General features: G+C 40.7%; 17 protein-coding genes. 2 read left to right on the top strand and 15 right to left on the bottom strand.

Going from position 1 to position 14,242, the window contains the following annotated elements:
• Nucleotides 1-24: 24 nt before the first annotated feature.
• The 7 genes from ACIQXU_RS08470 to ACIQXU_RS08440 form a co-directional block, all read right to left on the bottom strand.
• The gene (locus ACIQXU_RS08470) at nt 25-1,293 is read right to left on the bottom strand and encodes a peptidase (RefSeq protein WP_402988194.1); all 1,269 of its coding nucleotides are present in this window, start codon (nt 1,291-1,293) and stop codon (nt 25-27) included.
• 17 nt (nt 1,294-1,310) lie between these two features.
• Nucleotides 1,311-1,976: a 3-oxoacid CoA-transferase subunit B gene (locus tag ACIQXU_RS08465; RefSeq protein WP_402988191.1), complete on the bottom strand. Its 666-nt coding sequence runs from the start codon at nt 1,974-1,976 to the stop codon at nt 1,311-1,313.
• Nucleotides 1,943-2,611 (bottom strand): CoA transferase subunit A, encoded by a 669-nt coding sequence (locus ACIQXU_RS08460; RefSeq protein WP_402988805.1) that lies wholly within the window; start codon nt 2,609-2,611, stop codon nt 1,943-1,945. Before ACIQXU_RS08460 ends, ACIQXU_RS08465 begins: the two co-directional genes overlap by 34 nt.
• A gap of 63 nt (nt 2,612-2,674) precedes the next feature.
• The gene (locus ACIQXU_RS08455) at nt 2,675-4,027 is read right to left on the bottom strand and encodes an aspartate aminotransferase family protein (protein WP_402988188.1); all 1,353 of its coding nucleotides are present in this window, start codon (nt 4,025-4,027) and stop codon (nt 2,675-2,677) included.
• A gap of 202 nt (nt 4,028-4,229) precedes the next feature.
• A complete protein-coding gene (locus ACIQXU_RS08450; RefSeq protein WP_402868977.1) occupies nt 4,230-4,559 on the bottom strand; it encodes a hypothetical protein in 330 nt (109 codons plus the stop codon).
• Nucleotides 4,560-4,788: 229 nt separating this feature from the next.
• Nucleotides 4,789-5,763, bottom strand: coding sequence for a S66 family peptidase (locus ACIQXU_RS08445; protein WP_402988185.1), 975 nt, complete (start codon nt 5,761-5,763; stop codon nt 4,789-4,791).
• A 239-nt stretch (nt 5,764-6,002) separates the two neighbouring features.
• A complete protein-coding gene (locus tag ACIQXU_RS08440) occupies nt 6,003-6,164 on the bottom strand; it encodes a YjcZ family sporulation protein (RefSeq protein ID WP_402868981.1) in 162 nt (53 codons plus the stop codon).
• A 290-nt stretch (nt 6,165-6,454) separates the two neighbouring features.
• On the opposite strand from ACIQXU_RS08440, the gene ACIQXU_RS08435 reads away from it, so the two are divergent.
• Nucleotides 6,455-7,552 (top strand): SGNH/GDSL hydrolase family protein, encoded by a 1,098-nt coding sequence (locus ACIQXU_RS08435; protein WP_402988182.1) that lies wholly within the window; start codon nt 6,455-6,457, stop codon nt 7,550-7,552.
• A gap of 45 nt (nt 7,553-7,597) precedes the next feature.
• Here the strand turns inward: ACIQXU_RS08435 and msrB are convergent, their stop codons facing one another.
• The gene (msrB, locus tag ACIQXU_RS08430) at nt 7,598-8,026 is read right to left on the bottom strand and encodes a peptide-methionine (R)-S-oxide reductase MsrB (RefSeq protein ID WP_402868984.1); all 429 of its coding nucleotides are present in this window, start codon (nt 8,024-8,026) and stop codon (nt 7,598-7,600) included.
• A complete protein-coding gene (gene msrA, locus ACIQXU_RS08425) occupies nt 8,023-8,508 on the bottom strand; it encodes a peptide-methionine (S)-S-oxide reductase MsrA (RefSeq protein WP_402869865.1) in 486 nt (161 codons plus the stop codon). The genes msrB and msrA overlap by 4 nt, the downstream gene beginning before the upstream one ends.
• A gap of 261 nt (nt 8,509-8,769) precedes the next feature.
• Between msrA and ACIQXU_RS08420 the strand changes: the two genes are divergently transcribed.
• Nucleotides 8,770-9,513, top strand: coding sequence for a DUF4397 domain-containing protein (locus tag ACIQXU_RS08420; protein WP_402988179.1), 744 nt, complete (start codon nt 8,770-8,772; stop codon nt 9,511-9,513).
• 60 nt (nt 9,514-9,573) lie between these two features.
• Here the strand turns inward: ACIQXU_RS08420 and ACIQXU_RS08415 are convergent, their stop codons facing one another.
• The 6 genes from ACIQXU_RS08415 to tatA all read right to left on the bottom strand — a co-directional run bounded on the left by ACIQXU_RS08415 (nt 9,574) and on the right by tatA (nt 14,117).
• Nucleotides 9,574-10,158: a YpmS family protein gene (locus ACIQXU_RS08415; RefSeq protein WP_402956801.1), complete on the bottom strand. Its 585-nt coding sequence runs from the start codon at nt 10,156-10,158 to the stop codon at nt 9,574-9,576.
• The gene (locus ACIQXU_RS08410; protein WP_402868991.1) at nt 10,155-10,994 is read right to left on the bottom strand and encodes an SGNH/GDSL hydrolase family protein; all 840 of its coding nucleotides are present in this window, start codon (nt 10,992-10,994) and stop codon (nt 10,155-10,157) included. Before ACIQXU_RS08410 ends, ACIQXU_RS08415 begins: the two co-directional genes overlap by 4 nt.
• Nucleotides 10,995-11,247: 253 nt before the next feature.
• Nucleotides 11,248-11,838, bottom strand: coding sequence for an SCO family protein (locus tag ACIQXU_RS08405; RefSeq protein WP_402869866.1), 591 nt, complete (start codon nt 11,836-11,838; stop codon nt 11,248-11,250).
• Between the two features lie 155 nt (nt 11,839-11,993).
• Nucleotides 11,994-12,836, bottom strand: coding sequence for a DegV family protein (locus tag ACIQXU_RS08400; RefSeq protein WP_402868993.1), 843 nt, complete (start codon nt 12,834-12,836; stop codon nt 11,994-11,996).
• A 248-nt stretch (nt 12,837-13,084) separates the two neighbouring features.
• Complete coding sequence (tatC, locus tag ACIQXU_RS08395; protein ID WP_402956799.1) at nt 13,085-13,837, bottom strand: twin-arginine translocase subunit TatC; 753 nt, start codon at nt 13,835-13,837, stop codon at nt 13,085-13,087.
• Nucleotides 13,838-13,922: 85 nt separating this feature from the next.
• Nucleotides 13,923-14,117: a twin-arginine translocase TatA/TatE family subunit gene (tatA, locus tag ACIQXU_RS08390; RefSeq protein WP_402868997.1), complete on the bottom strand. Its 195-nt coding sequence runs from the start codon at nt 14,115-14,117 to the stop codon at nt 13,923-13,925.
• Between the last annotated feature and the right edge of the window lie 125 nt (nt 14,118-14,242).

Here is a 14,242-nt window from a genome sequence, read left to right as displayed (position 1 = left end):
TTTGGAATTAGACCCAGTACCCCTTCATATATGTCCCTCCACTCCACACCAATCCAATATTGTTCGTGCAATGATTTCGGCCGATTCCAACATTTTATCCACTTCTATATATTCATTGGCATCATGGGCCAATTTTGTTTCGCCTGGTCCGAAAACCACTACAGGTATGGATCCGACCGAAGATAAATACCCTCCATCCGTTCCCCAAGGGGAAGCTTCCACAGTCGGCTGTTCTCCCATGACTTTTTCATAGTGGGTGGACAATGCCTGAATCAACGGATGATCCAATTCCAGGATTCCCGGTATCCATCTAGCTCCGAACCATTCCAATTCAATTGGTTTTTCTTTGAACCAATTATCCGTACGATTTAAATCGTCAATCCTGTTTTTCATGGAGAGTTGTGCCGCCTCCATGGTTTCCTTCGGGGCAACTCCAAATCTACCTTCTAGAATCGCTGTATCAGGCACAGAAGAAGGCCAATTCCCACTTTGGATGCTCCCGATATTAATGGGAATGGGGATGGGGATATTATGATAAAGTGGATGATCCATCTTTTGGTTACGTTCCTTTTCAAGGTTCTTGATTTCCTCGATTACAAGATAAGCTTTATCTATCGCGCTTTGTCCTTCATACCGGGTTCCCCCGTGTGCTGATTTGCCCTTTATTTTCAGTCGAAACCACATCGATCCTTGTTGAAGGGGGAAAAATTTCATGTTCGTTGGTTCTGGAATGATCGCTCCATCAGCTTTATATCCTCTCAATACAGCTGCGAGTGAACCCGCCCCACCGCTTTCCTCTTCGATTACACTCTGAAATATCACGTCGCCCTTCAACCTTATGCCTGTTTCAACGATGGATTCGAGCGCTAATAATAATGAAACATTCCCGCCTTTCATATCCGTCGTCCCCCGCCCATACACTTTCCCATTCTCTATTTTTCCACTGAATGGATCATCCTTCCATGCTGATCTATCACCTTCAGGAACGACATCGATATGACCGTTCAATATAAGCGACCTGCCGCCGCCACTTCCCTTCCTAACCGCGACAAGGTTTGGATTCCCTTTAAAATCTTTTCGGTCACAATAAAAATGAGGATGATTTCTTAGTGCGCCATCCCCAATCTCCCATAGGTCGATGTCAAGACCGATCTGCCGGCACTTTTCGACGACGATGGCTTGTGCACTCCCTTCCTGCCCGCGTTTGCTGGGTTCCTGCACTAATTTTTGAAGTAATTTAATACCATCATTTCGATGCTCTTTCAACCATGCACTGATTTGCTCTTCATACATGCCCTCATACTCCTCTCTCATTCTTTTACTATACAAAGCTTGCTAGACACTTGAACATCGGCTTCCGTTCTTTTCTTGACTTCTTCTATTGTAGTGGAAGCGAATAAATCAGTTAATAGGAGACCTTTTGGAGTAACAGAAAAAACGCCCAGTTCCGTGATAACCTTATGTACACATCGTTTCGCCGTTAATGGCAATGTACAGTTCTTCATTATTTTGGAGATACCGTCTTTGTCGGTGTGCTCCATTAGGACAATGACTTTTTTCGCCTTTGCCGCAAGTTCCATTGCCCCACCCATTCCAGGTACTCGCTTACCGGGAACAATCCAATTTGCCAGATCCCCATATTCACTTACTTGAAGAGCGCCTAAAATCGTAACATCAACACGGCCACGGCGAATCATCCCAAAGGCGAGTGTACTATCGCAATAGGATGCTCCTTCCCTGATGGTTATGGGGAGGCCTCCTGCATTACAAAGATGTGCGTCTTCATGGCCCATGGCTGGAGAGCTTCCCATACCAACAATCCCATTTTCTGCTTGAAACATCACTTGATGATCGGCTCGTAGATGATTCGGCACTAAAGATGGAATGCCGATACCCAAATTGACCAGCATGCCATCCCTAATTTCAGCTGCCGCTCTTTTGGCTAATCGATTTCTCGCCTCGGCTCCCAAACCCATTTCCAATCGACTCCTTTTGAAGGAATGATATAATCTACAAAAGCACCAGGTACAATGATTTTCTCTGGATCCATGCTGCCCAGAGGAACGATTTCCTCGACTTCCACAATCGTGATTTGACCTGCCGTTGCCACGAGTGGGTTTGTATTTCGAGCACTTTTGTCGAAAATGAGATTGCCATAGGGATCTGCTTTTGCTGCATAAACGATAGCGATATCGGCAGTCAATGCAGGTTCCACTAGGTAATTTTTCTCCCCGATTTTGACGGTTTGTTTCCCTTTCCTGACGATATCATTATCCAGACCAATATCGGTTAATATTCCGCCAAGACCCATCCCCCCTGCACGGATTCGTTCAACCAGTGTACCTTGCGGAGAGAACTCCACTTCCAACTCTCCATTATTCATGGATAGTCCGGCATTCGGATTGGAACCGATATGAGAAACAATGATTTTTTTTGCCCGCCTTTGAGTAACCAGCCTACCTATTCCGATATCAGGGAAGCCAGTATCATTTCCGATTAAAGTTAAGTGTTGTATACCCGTCTCCAAGATTAGATTGATGAGGCCCGGAGGAGTGCCAATTCCACCGAACCCGCCAAAAAGAATGGACTGACCGTCTTCAAAGAGATGCAGGACATCCTCAAAACGGCAAACTTTATGGAATGCATTATCATTCAATTCTGTTCACTTCCTTATTTAAGACGGCAGATATCCAGGGAGGATCTTATCTTTAAATTCGCCGAGGGTTGAGTCCAGTCTCCTTAGCAATTCAGCACTCTCTTCCTTTGTAATGATTAAGGGCGGAGAAATGATGATGGCTGCCCCGTTAATGCCATCAAGCCCCGCTGATGCAGGGTATAAAATAATCCCATTGTTCATCCCCGCCTTTATAATTTCAGCAGTCACATCTAAAGTTTTTGGAAAAGGTTCCTTCGTTTCTTTATCCTGGACAAATTCCATCCCGATCAATAAACCCCTACCGCGGAGGTCCCCGATAAACGAGTATTTCTTTGCAAGCTTTTTTAAACCGTTGAATAACTCCTTCCCTCTTTTAGCAGAGTGTTCTACGAGATCGTTATCCTCCATATATTCCAAAACGGCAAGCGCTATGGCACACGACAATGGATTGGCACTAAGTGTATGTCCGCCCATGATTGAACGGGAACCATTCATGATGGGTTCCAACACTTTTTCTGTCATGGCAGCGGCAGCGATAGGCGTGTACCCCCCGCTTATCCCTTTCCCAAACGTAATAATATCCGGTTCTACTCCCCAATGTTCAGAGGCTAGCATCTTACCTGTCCGACCGAATCCAGTCATAACCTCATCAGCAATGAATAGAATGTCATGTTCCTCACAAATTTTCTTTAGTTTCTGAAAATAACCATTAGGCGGAACGATTGCCCCACCTGCTGCACCGATAACTGGCTCACATATAAATGCCGCGATGTTATCTGCGCCAATGCGCCGGATGGATGATTCCAACTCCAAAGCACAGACCATCCCACATGTTCGGTGATCTAATTGATATGGACAGCGGTAACAATAAGGAGGAGCAACAGAAGGGTATGATTCAAGTAGAGCGGTAAATCGCTCTCTGCGTATAGGATGACCAGACATTGAAAGAGCGCCGATCGTAATGCCATGGTAGCTCATCCATCTGGATATTATCTTTTGTTTCCTGGGTTTCCCTTTTTCCTGCCAATGCTGGATGGCAATCTTTAGTGCAGTTTCGGTCGCTTCTGAACCACTATTAACAAAAAAACTATAGGGGAGCTTCCCATTGGTTAAATCCGCTATTTTTCGGGCAAGCTTCTCTGCTGCCTCGCTCGTGAACTGGGAACGATACACAAATGACACTTGGCTTGCCTGTTGAACCATGGCATCTGCAATTTCTTGCACCCCATGACCAATATTGGAGGTTACAGCACCGGAAGATGCATCCAGATAGTCCTTCCCTTCTTTATCGTATAAATAGACGCCTTTCCCATGACTAATTGTCGGATAGGCGACGCCAAGGAACGGCTTGATCAATGAAGACTGCTCCATGCCCACACTCTCCTTCTACCACCAATTATGGCTTATGCTAAAGTGTATGTCCCCACTAGGGAAATCTTGCTAAGGAATTGTTGCAACTCTTTCAAACTATTTTTATAGGAAGGTTTTAGAAGGATGGGGAATCTATTCACCGTGGGGAAAGTAAGGAAATACGACAAAAAAAAGTGTATCCACGAGAGATACACTTTTTTTCTTATAATGAGCTATTTAGTTTGTCTTGACGAATGGAATCTATGAAGCTTTCATCCTTTAAAATGGCCAGCACACTTTTATAAAAAGCCGCTTTGTCAATGACTGAGGTATGTACGTATTCATACTCTTTTAATGATGGATGACGCAAGACATGTTTCATGCAAGAAAGACAGACTTTTTTAGTACCTAACTTATAGTAATTCAAGTTGCTTGCATCCCCATTAGAAGTGTCTTCGTTACAAACGAAACAGGTATGGCTTACCCGGCCTTTTTTATTATACTCGGATAAAGCGCCTTCTAAACGAATGGATGCGGGAATTGTTAATAACACATAATCACCTTTTCTATTTTAAATCTCTTAGTATTATATCAGAAAAATAAAGAATTTGAACTATTAGCCTCATATTCCCTAATAATGCTTGTAAAATAGGAAAATGAACAGGGATAAAACCCTATTTTACCCAAAAACAGGGACCGATACAGACAATGACCGATAATCTCGGTTCATCCTCTTAATTTGCCCTATATATAGGTAGTCTGACGATAAGTCCATCTATTTTTCAAGAGAGGATGGTCACTTTCGCGTTACCGTTCCTCACGGTCATCTTAACAATTTCGCCCATCGGTATAGTAGCAAAAGGATGGACATGACCAAAGTTTGCATTCGCTATGACAGGGATACCGTTCAGTTCCCTCTTAGTTGCAATGATTTGCTGAAGGGCGTAAGGTGTCATCCCTGAATCCTTTTGAAATCGACCTATGATAACTCCCTTGATACCATCTGCATCAGGCAACTGTAGCAAGGATTGTAAATCCCGATCGAAACTAAAAGGATGGCTTTCTTCATCATCCTCAATAAAAAGAATGCGGTCCCGTAACGATGGCATATACTCCGTCCCCTGCAAAAGATTTATCGTACAAAGGTTGCCACCTAAGATGGTACCAGCTGCTTCGCCCTCCTGTATGACCATATATCCCGAATTCGGATGGAAGGAACGGTCCTCCTGCTCCAGATGCCATGAATCATCGCTCCAGGTTTCACTTTGTTCTAAATCAAAGCCATCATCCATAAGAACCGCTTTCTTAAAGTAGTCCATTGTATAGTCCAGCCCAGTCTTCATCCCAAAAGTAGAGAAATCAGGACCAGAATATGTAGTCAAACCAGTTTTTTGATAAATGGCCAAACCGATGGCCGTAATATCACTATAGCCCATCAAAACTTTAGGATTCTTTTTTATTAAATCGTAGTCGATATATTGTAGCAATTGATTGGCATTATATCCACCTACGCCAGCAAGGATTGCCTTTACAGACGGATTTCTAAACGCATCATGCAAATCTTCAACCCTGTCCTCAATCGAATTCGAGAAAAAGTCATCATGTACCAAAGCTGTTTTACCGTATGTAACTTTAAAACCGAGGCCCACTAATCTTTCCTCTGCCAGTCTGCGTTGCTCACCTTTTACAATCGCAAGACTTCTCGATGGTGCAATAACCCGGATTTCATCCCCGCTTTTTAAACGAGAAGGTTTCATATCTCTTTCCCCCTAAATATATTACATCTTAAATTATTTTAGCAGATATACAGAACAAAAGAAAATCATGGCTCATTATTGATTATAACACAAAAGAAACATACGTTCTTAATCGAATCCCTTTTAAAACTCCACCCTTGAGCCAGTCCCTAGCCAAGACTTAATCTTGGGTAATTCTGTTATAAAGAATGGCCTCCATAAGAAAAGACCAGCTGATAGCTGGTCTTTTAGTGTTATATTTAGCAGCAGAATGATGCGCCGATGATAACCAACAGAATGAATAAGACAACGATTAATGCGAAGCCTGAACCAAAACCGCCACCGCATCCGCCACCGTATCCTCCGCCGTAACCATAACCGCCGCCGCAGCCGCCACCATATCCTCCACCATATCCGTACATAAAGTTTCACTCCTTCTTGATTTCTGTTTTCTCTTTACACCCTTACCATATGTCGATATGCCCGCCTTGGTCTGTGTATTTGCCCATTTTTTTTTATTTAAGCAAAAACTCCTCCATTCTTCTATATAAATCCCCCTCAATAAAACGTGTAATCAATTGGTTTTAAAAACGGGAAATGAAACCAAACCTTATTGTATTACCTTAAATTTGCGATATAATAAGGTTAAAATATGCTTTTCGGCCTATACTTACCACACCAACCTACAATAATGTTAATCGGAGGAAATGAATTGAAAAAAGTCTCGAAATCCCTCATCCCATTCGCAGGAATTGTCCTCACACTCCTTCTCATTTACATCCTTCAAAAAGTTCCAAAAACATACGGTTCCGATGAGAACTTAAATGTATACCAAAAATACCAGGATGGTCAGCCGATTGACTATCTGATTATTGGCGATAGCATAGGCAGGGGGTCCGGGGCTGAAAATCCGAGTCAAACTTGGTTTAAACAACTGGAAAATAAAATGAGCAAGCACCATTCAGTTCCCTTTAAAGGGGATTACGTTGTTCAAAGCGGCTCCACTGCTTTTGAAGGTCTTTATAAGCTCTCTCAAATAAAAAGAATGAGCCATAAGGATTTGATTTTCATTGTATTCGGTGAAAATGATCGTAAATACATGAATGTGGACGATTTCAAAATGACTTACGAGGCTCTGATTAGAAAAGCAAAGCACCTATATCCTCATGCTGAATTGTTCACGATTACGGAAAGTTGTTTGGAAAACGAGGAATTTGCGAATGCTATCGGTCTGTTATCTGACTATTATGGGGCCACCAATATTGACATGCGTCCAGTTTTCAATTCTTCAGGGTTCACTGACAAGGAATTGACGAAAGATTTGATTCATCCAAATGGCCTTGGCTATCAATTCTATGCAAATGCGATTTACCAAAAGTTTATTGAAAATGCACAAAAAGAAAAACCTGTCGCTAGTCTTCCTCCTAAATTTCATCAAGGCTCCGAAATAAATTTAAGAGATAATGACAACTATGATTCAATGGTGGGGTTTAGACCAAGAGGCGGTTATTACACAAGTGATGAGACAGGGAGTTATATTGAATACCGATTCGAAGGAAATATACTTGGAGTTAAATTACTCAGAAGCCCAGATGGCGGAGAAGTTGATGTATTCATTGACGGCAAACTGAATACATCCCTTCATACGTGGTGGCCCTTTGCCCGCGAAAGGTATTTATTCATCGCCAATGGCCTTTCTCCCGGTCCTCACACCGTGCGTTTTGTAGTTTCAGGGAGAGAAACCTCCAAGGACCTCCCTACCACACATGTGCGGCTTTCTTCCATCATCACCAATGATTCAAACCACTAAAACAAGTAAGCCCCTATCACAGGATGATAGGGGCTTACTTGTTTATTAAAGAAACAGTTTCTTATATTCACCGTATCCTTCTTTTTCAAGATCTTCGAGTGGGATGAATCTTAACGAAGCAGAATTGATGCAATATCGTAACTTGGTTGGTCCTGGTCCATCATCAAACACATGTCCAAGATGGGAATCGGCCGTTTTTGAACGCACTTCGATCCTTCTCATGCCATAGCTTGTATCCAAATTTTCCACAACTTCACCATCATCCAGTGGCTTGGTAAAGCTTGGCCAGCCACAGGCGGAGTCAAATTTATCTTTGGAAGTGAATAGCGGTGTACCGGAAACAATGTCCACATACAGTCCATCTTCATTCAAATTCCAATATTCATTATGAAAAGCAGGCTCTGTCCCGCTATTTTGTGTGACTTCATATTGAATGGGTGTTAATTTTTTCTTCAAATCATCTTTACTGCTCATTTCTTTTCCCCCCAATGATGTTTTTGAAAAGCCTTGCGCCCGGAGCCAACTGAATATCTCTCGTAGTGCTCTGGTTGCTTTTTATAATAATGCTGGTGATACGTTTCTGCCGGATAAAAGGTTTTGGCCGGTAGAATGGGTGTGGCAATGGGTTTAGAAAAAATGCCACTCTCCTGTAGGTTTGCCCTGGAAGCTTCCGCTATTTCCCGTTGCTTTTCGTCGTGATAGAAAATGGCCGTTTGATAGGAACTACCACGATCAAAGAACTGGCCTCCAGCGTCTGTTGGATCAATCTGTTGCCAAAATAATTCAACTAAATCTTTATAAGGGTAGATGGAAGGGTCAAAGGTAATCTGAACAGCTTCATAATGTCCCGTCGTTTCCGAGCAAACCTCTTTGTATGTAGGATTCTCCGTTGTCCCCCCTGTATAACCGGAAATGACAGATTCAATACCAGGCTGTTCATCGAAGGGTTTTACCATACACCAAAAACATCCTCCAGCAAATGTTGCTTTGTCTAAATGGTTGGTCAACTGTAATATCCTCCTTTTTTGGAAAAGTTCTATTGAATGCATTTTAAACCTTTTATAAGGTCATGTAAAATCATCTGCTGTCTAAACTTCTTTTGTTGATGAAACTGGACTGATTAAAAAAATCAATCAAATTTGAGTATACGAAAGACACATGCCCAAGCATGCTACCATATGATGTCTTCATAATGATTCAAATGAGAGGTGATAGACATGAACCATAAAGACAAACATTTACAAAAGGCCATGAATTATGATGCATTATCCTGCTACTATAAATATACTAACCCACATTTACATGATTATTATTATCATAAACACTTAAAGAGCATGGAAAAAGCCATGCAACCAATGAGAAGTGAACAAATCAATACGGTAAAACCGGCACAGGTCCGTATTTTACATGCAGCTCCAAAAGCACCTGCGGTCGATGTATATGTAAACGAAATGCGCATCCTTCAGAATTTCGCTTACAAAGACAATAGCAACTATTTATCTTTACCCCCGGGTAAATACCAAATTGATATATATCCTGCCGGACAAACCACGTCCACCTTCCTTAGCCGTAAAGTCGATCTGGAAAGTAAAAAACTGTATACTGTCGTTGCTGCAGGATCCAATGAAATGCCAAAACTACTTACTTTCGAAGACAATCCTTATGTCCCCCAAGATGAATCCAAGGTTCGATTTGTCCACTTGTCTTTTGATACGTCACCGGTGGATATCGCTGTAAAGGATGGCGATGTCGTATTTTCAAGACTTCCGTATCGCAAAGCAAGTGAATACCTGAATCTCTACCCCATGCAAGTCGATTTTGAAGTAAGGAAAGCCGATTCGAAAGAAGTAGCCCTCTCCTTACCCAATACAGATATTCAGGCAAATACCCCATTATCCATTTATATAATCGGCACCAGTCAGGGTCAACCTGGCTTAGAAACACTTATCTTAACACCTTAATACAAAAAAAGATGAAAAGCCAGGATGCATTTGACCTGGCTTTTCATCTTTCATTTCCACTTATTGCAAAGAAGAGGGGACAGTTAATAAAAATGAAATATCATCATTCTTTAAATCAAATTCATTAGCCTTGACCCTGACGTCACTTTTTAATTTCATGTCCTGTAAAGACACATATATGTTTTCCTCATTGGGATTTATGGTGACCCAATCCGGCATTTTATACCGTTCATTAATTAAGTTCATCACATATGAAACAGGAAGGTTCATCTGGCCAATCGCAATCGATTTTTGTTTTAAAACCAAATCCCCGTTCTTTTGCGCAATGGGTTCGAATGTTAATTTCATTTCCACTTCACGGTTGAAAAAAGGCATTTTCCCGTATAACTCCACTTCATCCCTTAAATACACTTCATAATGTATCAATCCAGTCAAGCCTTCTTTATCAAGATACTGGTTGATTAATCGGGTCAAATCTTCCCGGTTTGTATGAATCTGAAACTGGATATCTTCTTCCTTAGTTACAACTGGCTTCATATCTGAATCTTTTGCCGGTAAATTAATTAAAACCAGGATTGAAAGGATGACCAGGATGTTAACGGCTAATAAAGTAATAAACAAAGTCTTCCATTTGACTTTTGTCATTCTTGGTCATCATCTCCTTTGGCGCTAGCTTCCATTGTATCCTTTCCGATTGTTAAAACTTCCATGTTATTATAGATTCTTTCTGCAATCAATTCATATCCCCGATCATTGGGATGGAAGTAATCTTCCGTATATAGCAAGTCTTCTTTGGAATTTTGGAAAATATCATCTATTTCGATAAAATATGCAGAATCATATTCGGTGATAATCTTTTTTCCGCTATCATTCCAATCATTCATGATTTCATCTAGTTCATAAAAATCAGCAAACCACTTTGAAAATGGGTTATACACGCCCACTAAATAAATCTGTGCCTGTTGATTTTCAGAGCGCACCTTATCCAATATCTGTCTTAATCTTTTTTCATACCCTATTTTAGCTGAATCGAATTGGTTCAGTTCCAAGTTGGAGAAATTCTGTTTAAATACTCTCATGATATCATTTCCACCAATTGTGACGACAATGGAATCGGCTTGTTCAATATCTTCTTGAACACGGGATTTATCCAACCTTTTTAATAATTGGTCGGTCCGGTTTCCCCGAACTCCGTGATTGATCATCTCAACTGAAGTAATAGATGGCTCTTTCTCAAGATTTTTCTGCAAGTAAGGGAGATATCCCCCATTATCTTTACTATCGCCGACACCTTGAGTTAGGGAATCACCTATTGACACGATTTGAACAGGATCCGGAAAAAAGCTGGCTGGAATGGTTTCCTTTTTGCTTAATTCAACAACATTATGCTGCTGAACGAGTGGCTGTTCTGAAGTAGTCCTCTGAGAGCAACCTGAAATCCAAACTAGGCATATAAAAAGACAGGTGATTTTGTGTCTCATAACCTCACCTTCCCTACCTAAATATTATATCATGGGGAAAATATAAAATTGAATCAATTTGACCTTTACTTGTCGGTTTTATTTGTATTTATCACTGTATAGTATGAAAAAAAGCTGGGAATTAAAGCTTATCCCATGAATTTTAGCATGTACCTGATGAGTAAATTCATTCTTCGTAACAGCTATTTGTTCCATACGTCATTCCGTGATTACTATAGAAACTAAAAAACTATTGAACAGGTCATTCTCCTGTTCAATAGTTCTGTAGTATTTTTATATGCTTAATCATCTCATCAAAAGGAATATCCTGAAGTCCCGTGTAATCCCGGATGACTTTTCCCTCTTGATCCATTAGATAAAACCTTGTCTGGTGAATCACCTGATCTTCATTGTCAGGCTTCAATACAATCGTTTTAAAGTTATCCTTGGCAAATGCCTCGATTTCATCTTGACCATAACCAGTCAAAAAGTGCCAATTTTTGTAATCGACGTTGAACTGGTCGCCAAATGCTGTCAAGACATCAGGCTTGTCCACTTCAGGATCCACGGAAAATGACACGAACTCAACATCTGAAATTCCCTCATCCTTCAGTTTTTGTTGCAACTTCACCATATTGGCAGTCATGGGGAGACAAACATCCTCACAATTTGTGAAAATGAAATCGGCTACCCAGACTTTTCCTTTTAAATCAGTTTTGGAAAAGGGTTCCCCATCCTGGTCCACATAACTAAAATCTTCGATATCCCAATTCTTCGCATCAGGCACCCCAGTTGAACCACATGCTGCCAGCATCAACAATACCCCAATGCCCATAGCTGCCTTCAACAAATGCAGCTTCCTCATCCATACCCCGCCTTTTATGTATAAATATTCTGTCACTTCTTTCATTCTACCAGACCACCAGTAGGAAAACAGCACTATTTTTATCATAAAATGAACATTTGACTACATTACTTAGCTATCATCTCCTGCTCTTTAGGAGGTACTAAAAGCGAACATCAATCCCAGTAATACATGATGGCCATGGCACCTTCGCCAGTATGTGTGCTGACCACAGCCGTTGTAGCTTCTAACTTAATATCCTGGACCCCTGAAATTTCAGTAATCGCTTTGCGAACTTTATCGGCCATTTCATAGCCATTTGCATGAACGAAACCAATGCCTTTGACTTGTTTTCCTTGTGTATCTTCTTTGAATTTTTTTGAAATGAATTTTACAACCTGTGATTGGCTCCTTGCTTTTGAAACGGGATTCAGCACGCCTCCGTCCAGAAGTGCAATCGGTTTAATATGTAAAAGAGATCCGATGAATGCTGATACTTTGCCAATCCTTCCGCCTTTCACAAGATTGTCCAGCGTTTCAATGACAATGATTAGACTCGACTGTTTTCTAATGGTCTCAAGCCTTTGCATTATTTCTTCGGTGGTTTTGCCTTCATTCGCCATCTTGGCAGCCTCTATCACTTGGAATGACATGGCTTTTGAGATGAATTCCGAATCATAAACGGTAACTTTAGCATCGGACATCCCTGCTGCACTTTCAGCCGAACGTACTGTACCACTCATGCCACCAGTCATATGGATTGAAATAATCTCACTGCCATCCTTTCCAAGTTCATTATATACTTCTAAAAAAGTCCCTACTGCCGGTTGGGAGCTTTTAGGGAGTTCTTTTGACTGATTCATTCTTCTTAAAAATTCATCCTGTTCAATTTCCACTTTATCCAAAAAGGTCTCTCCATCAATATAGATCGACAAGGGGACCATTGTAATGCCATAATACTCAAATTCTTCTGGGGTCATATCCACTGTTGAATCCGTTACAATCTTCACTTTATTCATCTTTACACATCCCTAAATTAACGTATCTATTGTATTATACCTATTCAAAGTACGCTTTCAAACTAAAGCTTATATTTTTTTCAGAATAATGATTCTCTTGGACACATATACGTTGAAAATCAGAAGAAAACTTTGTAAAAAGGCATATATCTTATTTGGATCTAATCAACTTTATGGCTGAATGATGCCGATTCAATAACTTCAGCCATAAAAAATGACCCGAAGGAATAAATCCTTTGGGCCATTTTTTATATGCCATCTTCATTATTAAGAGTTTCTTCCAGCAAGCTCTCCCGTTTTACCCTTCGTCGATAGACAATTTTAGAAAGCGAAATACTAACTTCGTAAAGTAACAGTAAGGGAACCGTGACCAAAAAATCCGACATGAAATCTGGCGGTGTGATGGAAACAGCAATGACCACGAGAACAAAGTAAGCATACTTCCTTAATTTTTGAAGCACGTAAGGGTTGATAAGACCGATGGAGGTCAGGAACATCGTAACGACTGGTAGCTCGAATAAAAAGGCAAAAGGAATCGTCATATTGAAGACAAATGAAAAATACTTATCTGCGGTGAAATTGGTTATGAACATGCCTTCACCCAGCTCAATTAAAAATTGAAGGATGGTCGGAAAAATGACAAAATAACCAAAAGCAAGGCCTCCAATAAACAAGATGAAAAGAGCTGGAATATAGGCAAGGGTGGCCCTCACTTCATTAGGCATTAAAGCTGGCTTAACGAACAACCAAATTTGAAGTGCTATAATCGGAATCGTTGCAGCAATGGCAACGACTCCTGAAAGCATGAAGTAAATCCAGATGATATCACTTGGACCTAAGACCATTAATTCGAAGTCAAGATCCTTAACAAACCAATAGTAGATTTTTTCCACATAAATAAAACTGACAATAAAAAAGACGAAAAAAGCTACAGCCGTAATGATTAGCCGTTTTCTCAATTCATCGAGATGATCGATGATATTTAATTCTTTATCTTCCAAAATAAATCACGCCTTCATTTGAAAATCCGTTTCTTTGCTACAGAACAAAAGACGTAAGAAGGTCCATCTTACGCCCTGCATTTAATCATTCATGATTTTTTGGTTGTTGTATTTTCTTATCCTCTTCATAGTCGCCTTTTGTCAGTTCACTCGTGGATTTCTTGAATTCTCGAAGCGTTTGTCCAAAAGCACGTCCGATTTCGGGAAGCTTCTTCGGACCAAAAATGATTAAGGCCAATACCAAGATGATGATTAGACCAGGTATTCCAATATTCGACATGAATACATCCCCCTCGATGTTATAATTCAACCTATTCTGCTTTTAATTATAATACCATTTTCAGCCAAATGAAAGGAACCTGGCAAATCGTCATACAACGGTAACAATTATCGACAAAACACGAC

This window comes from Peribacillus sp. NPDC097284, assembly GCF_044761765.1.
In the GTDB taxonomy this organism is placed as follows: Bacteria; Bacillota; Bacilli; order Bacillales; family DSM-1321; genus Peribacillus.
This window is presented reverse-complemented; position numbering and strand designations above follow the sequence as displayed.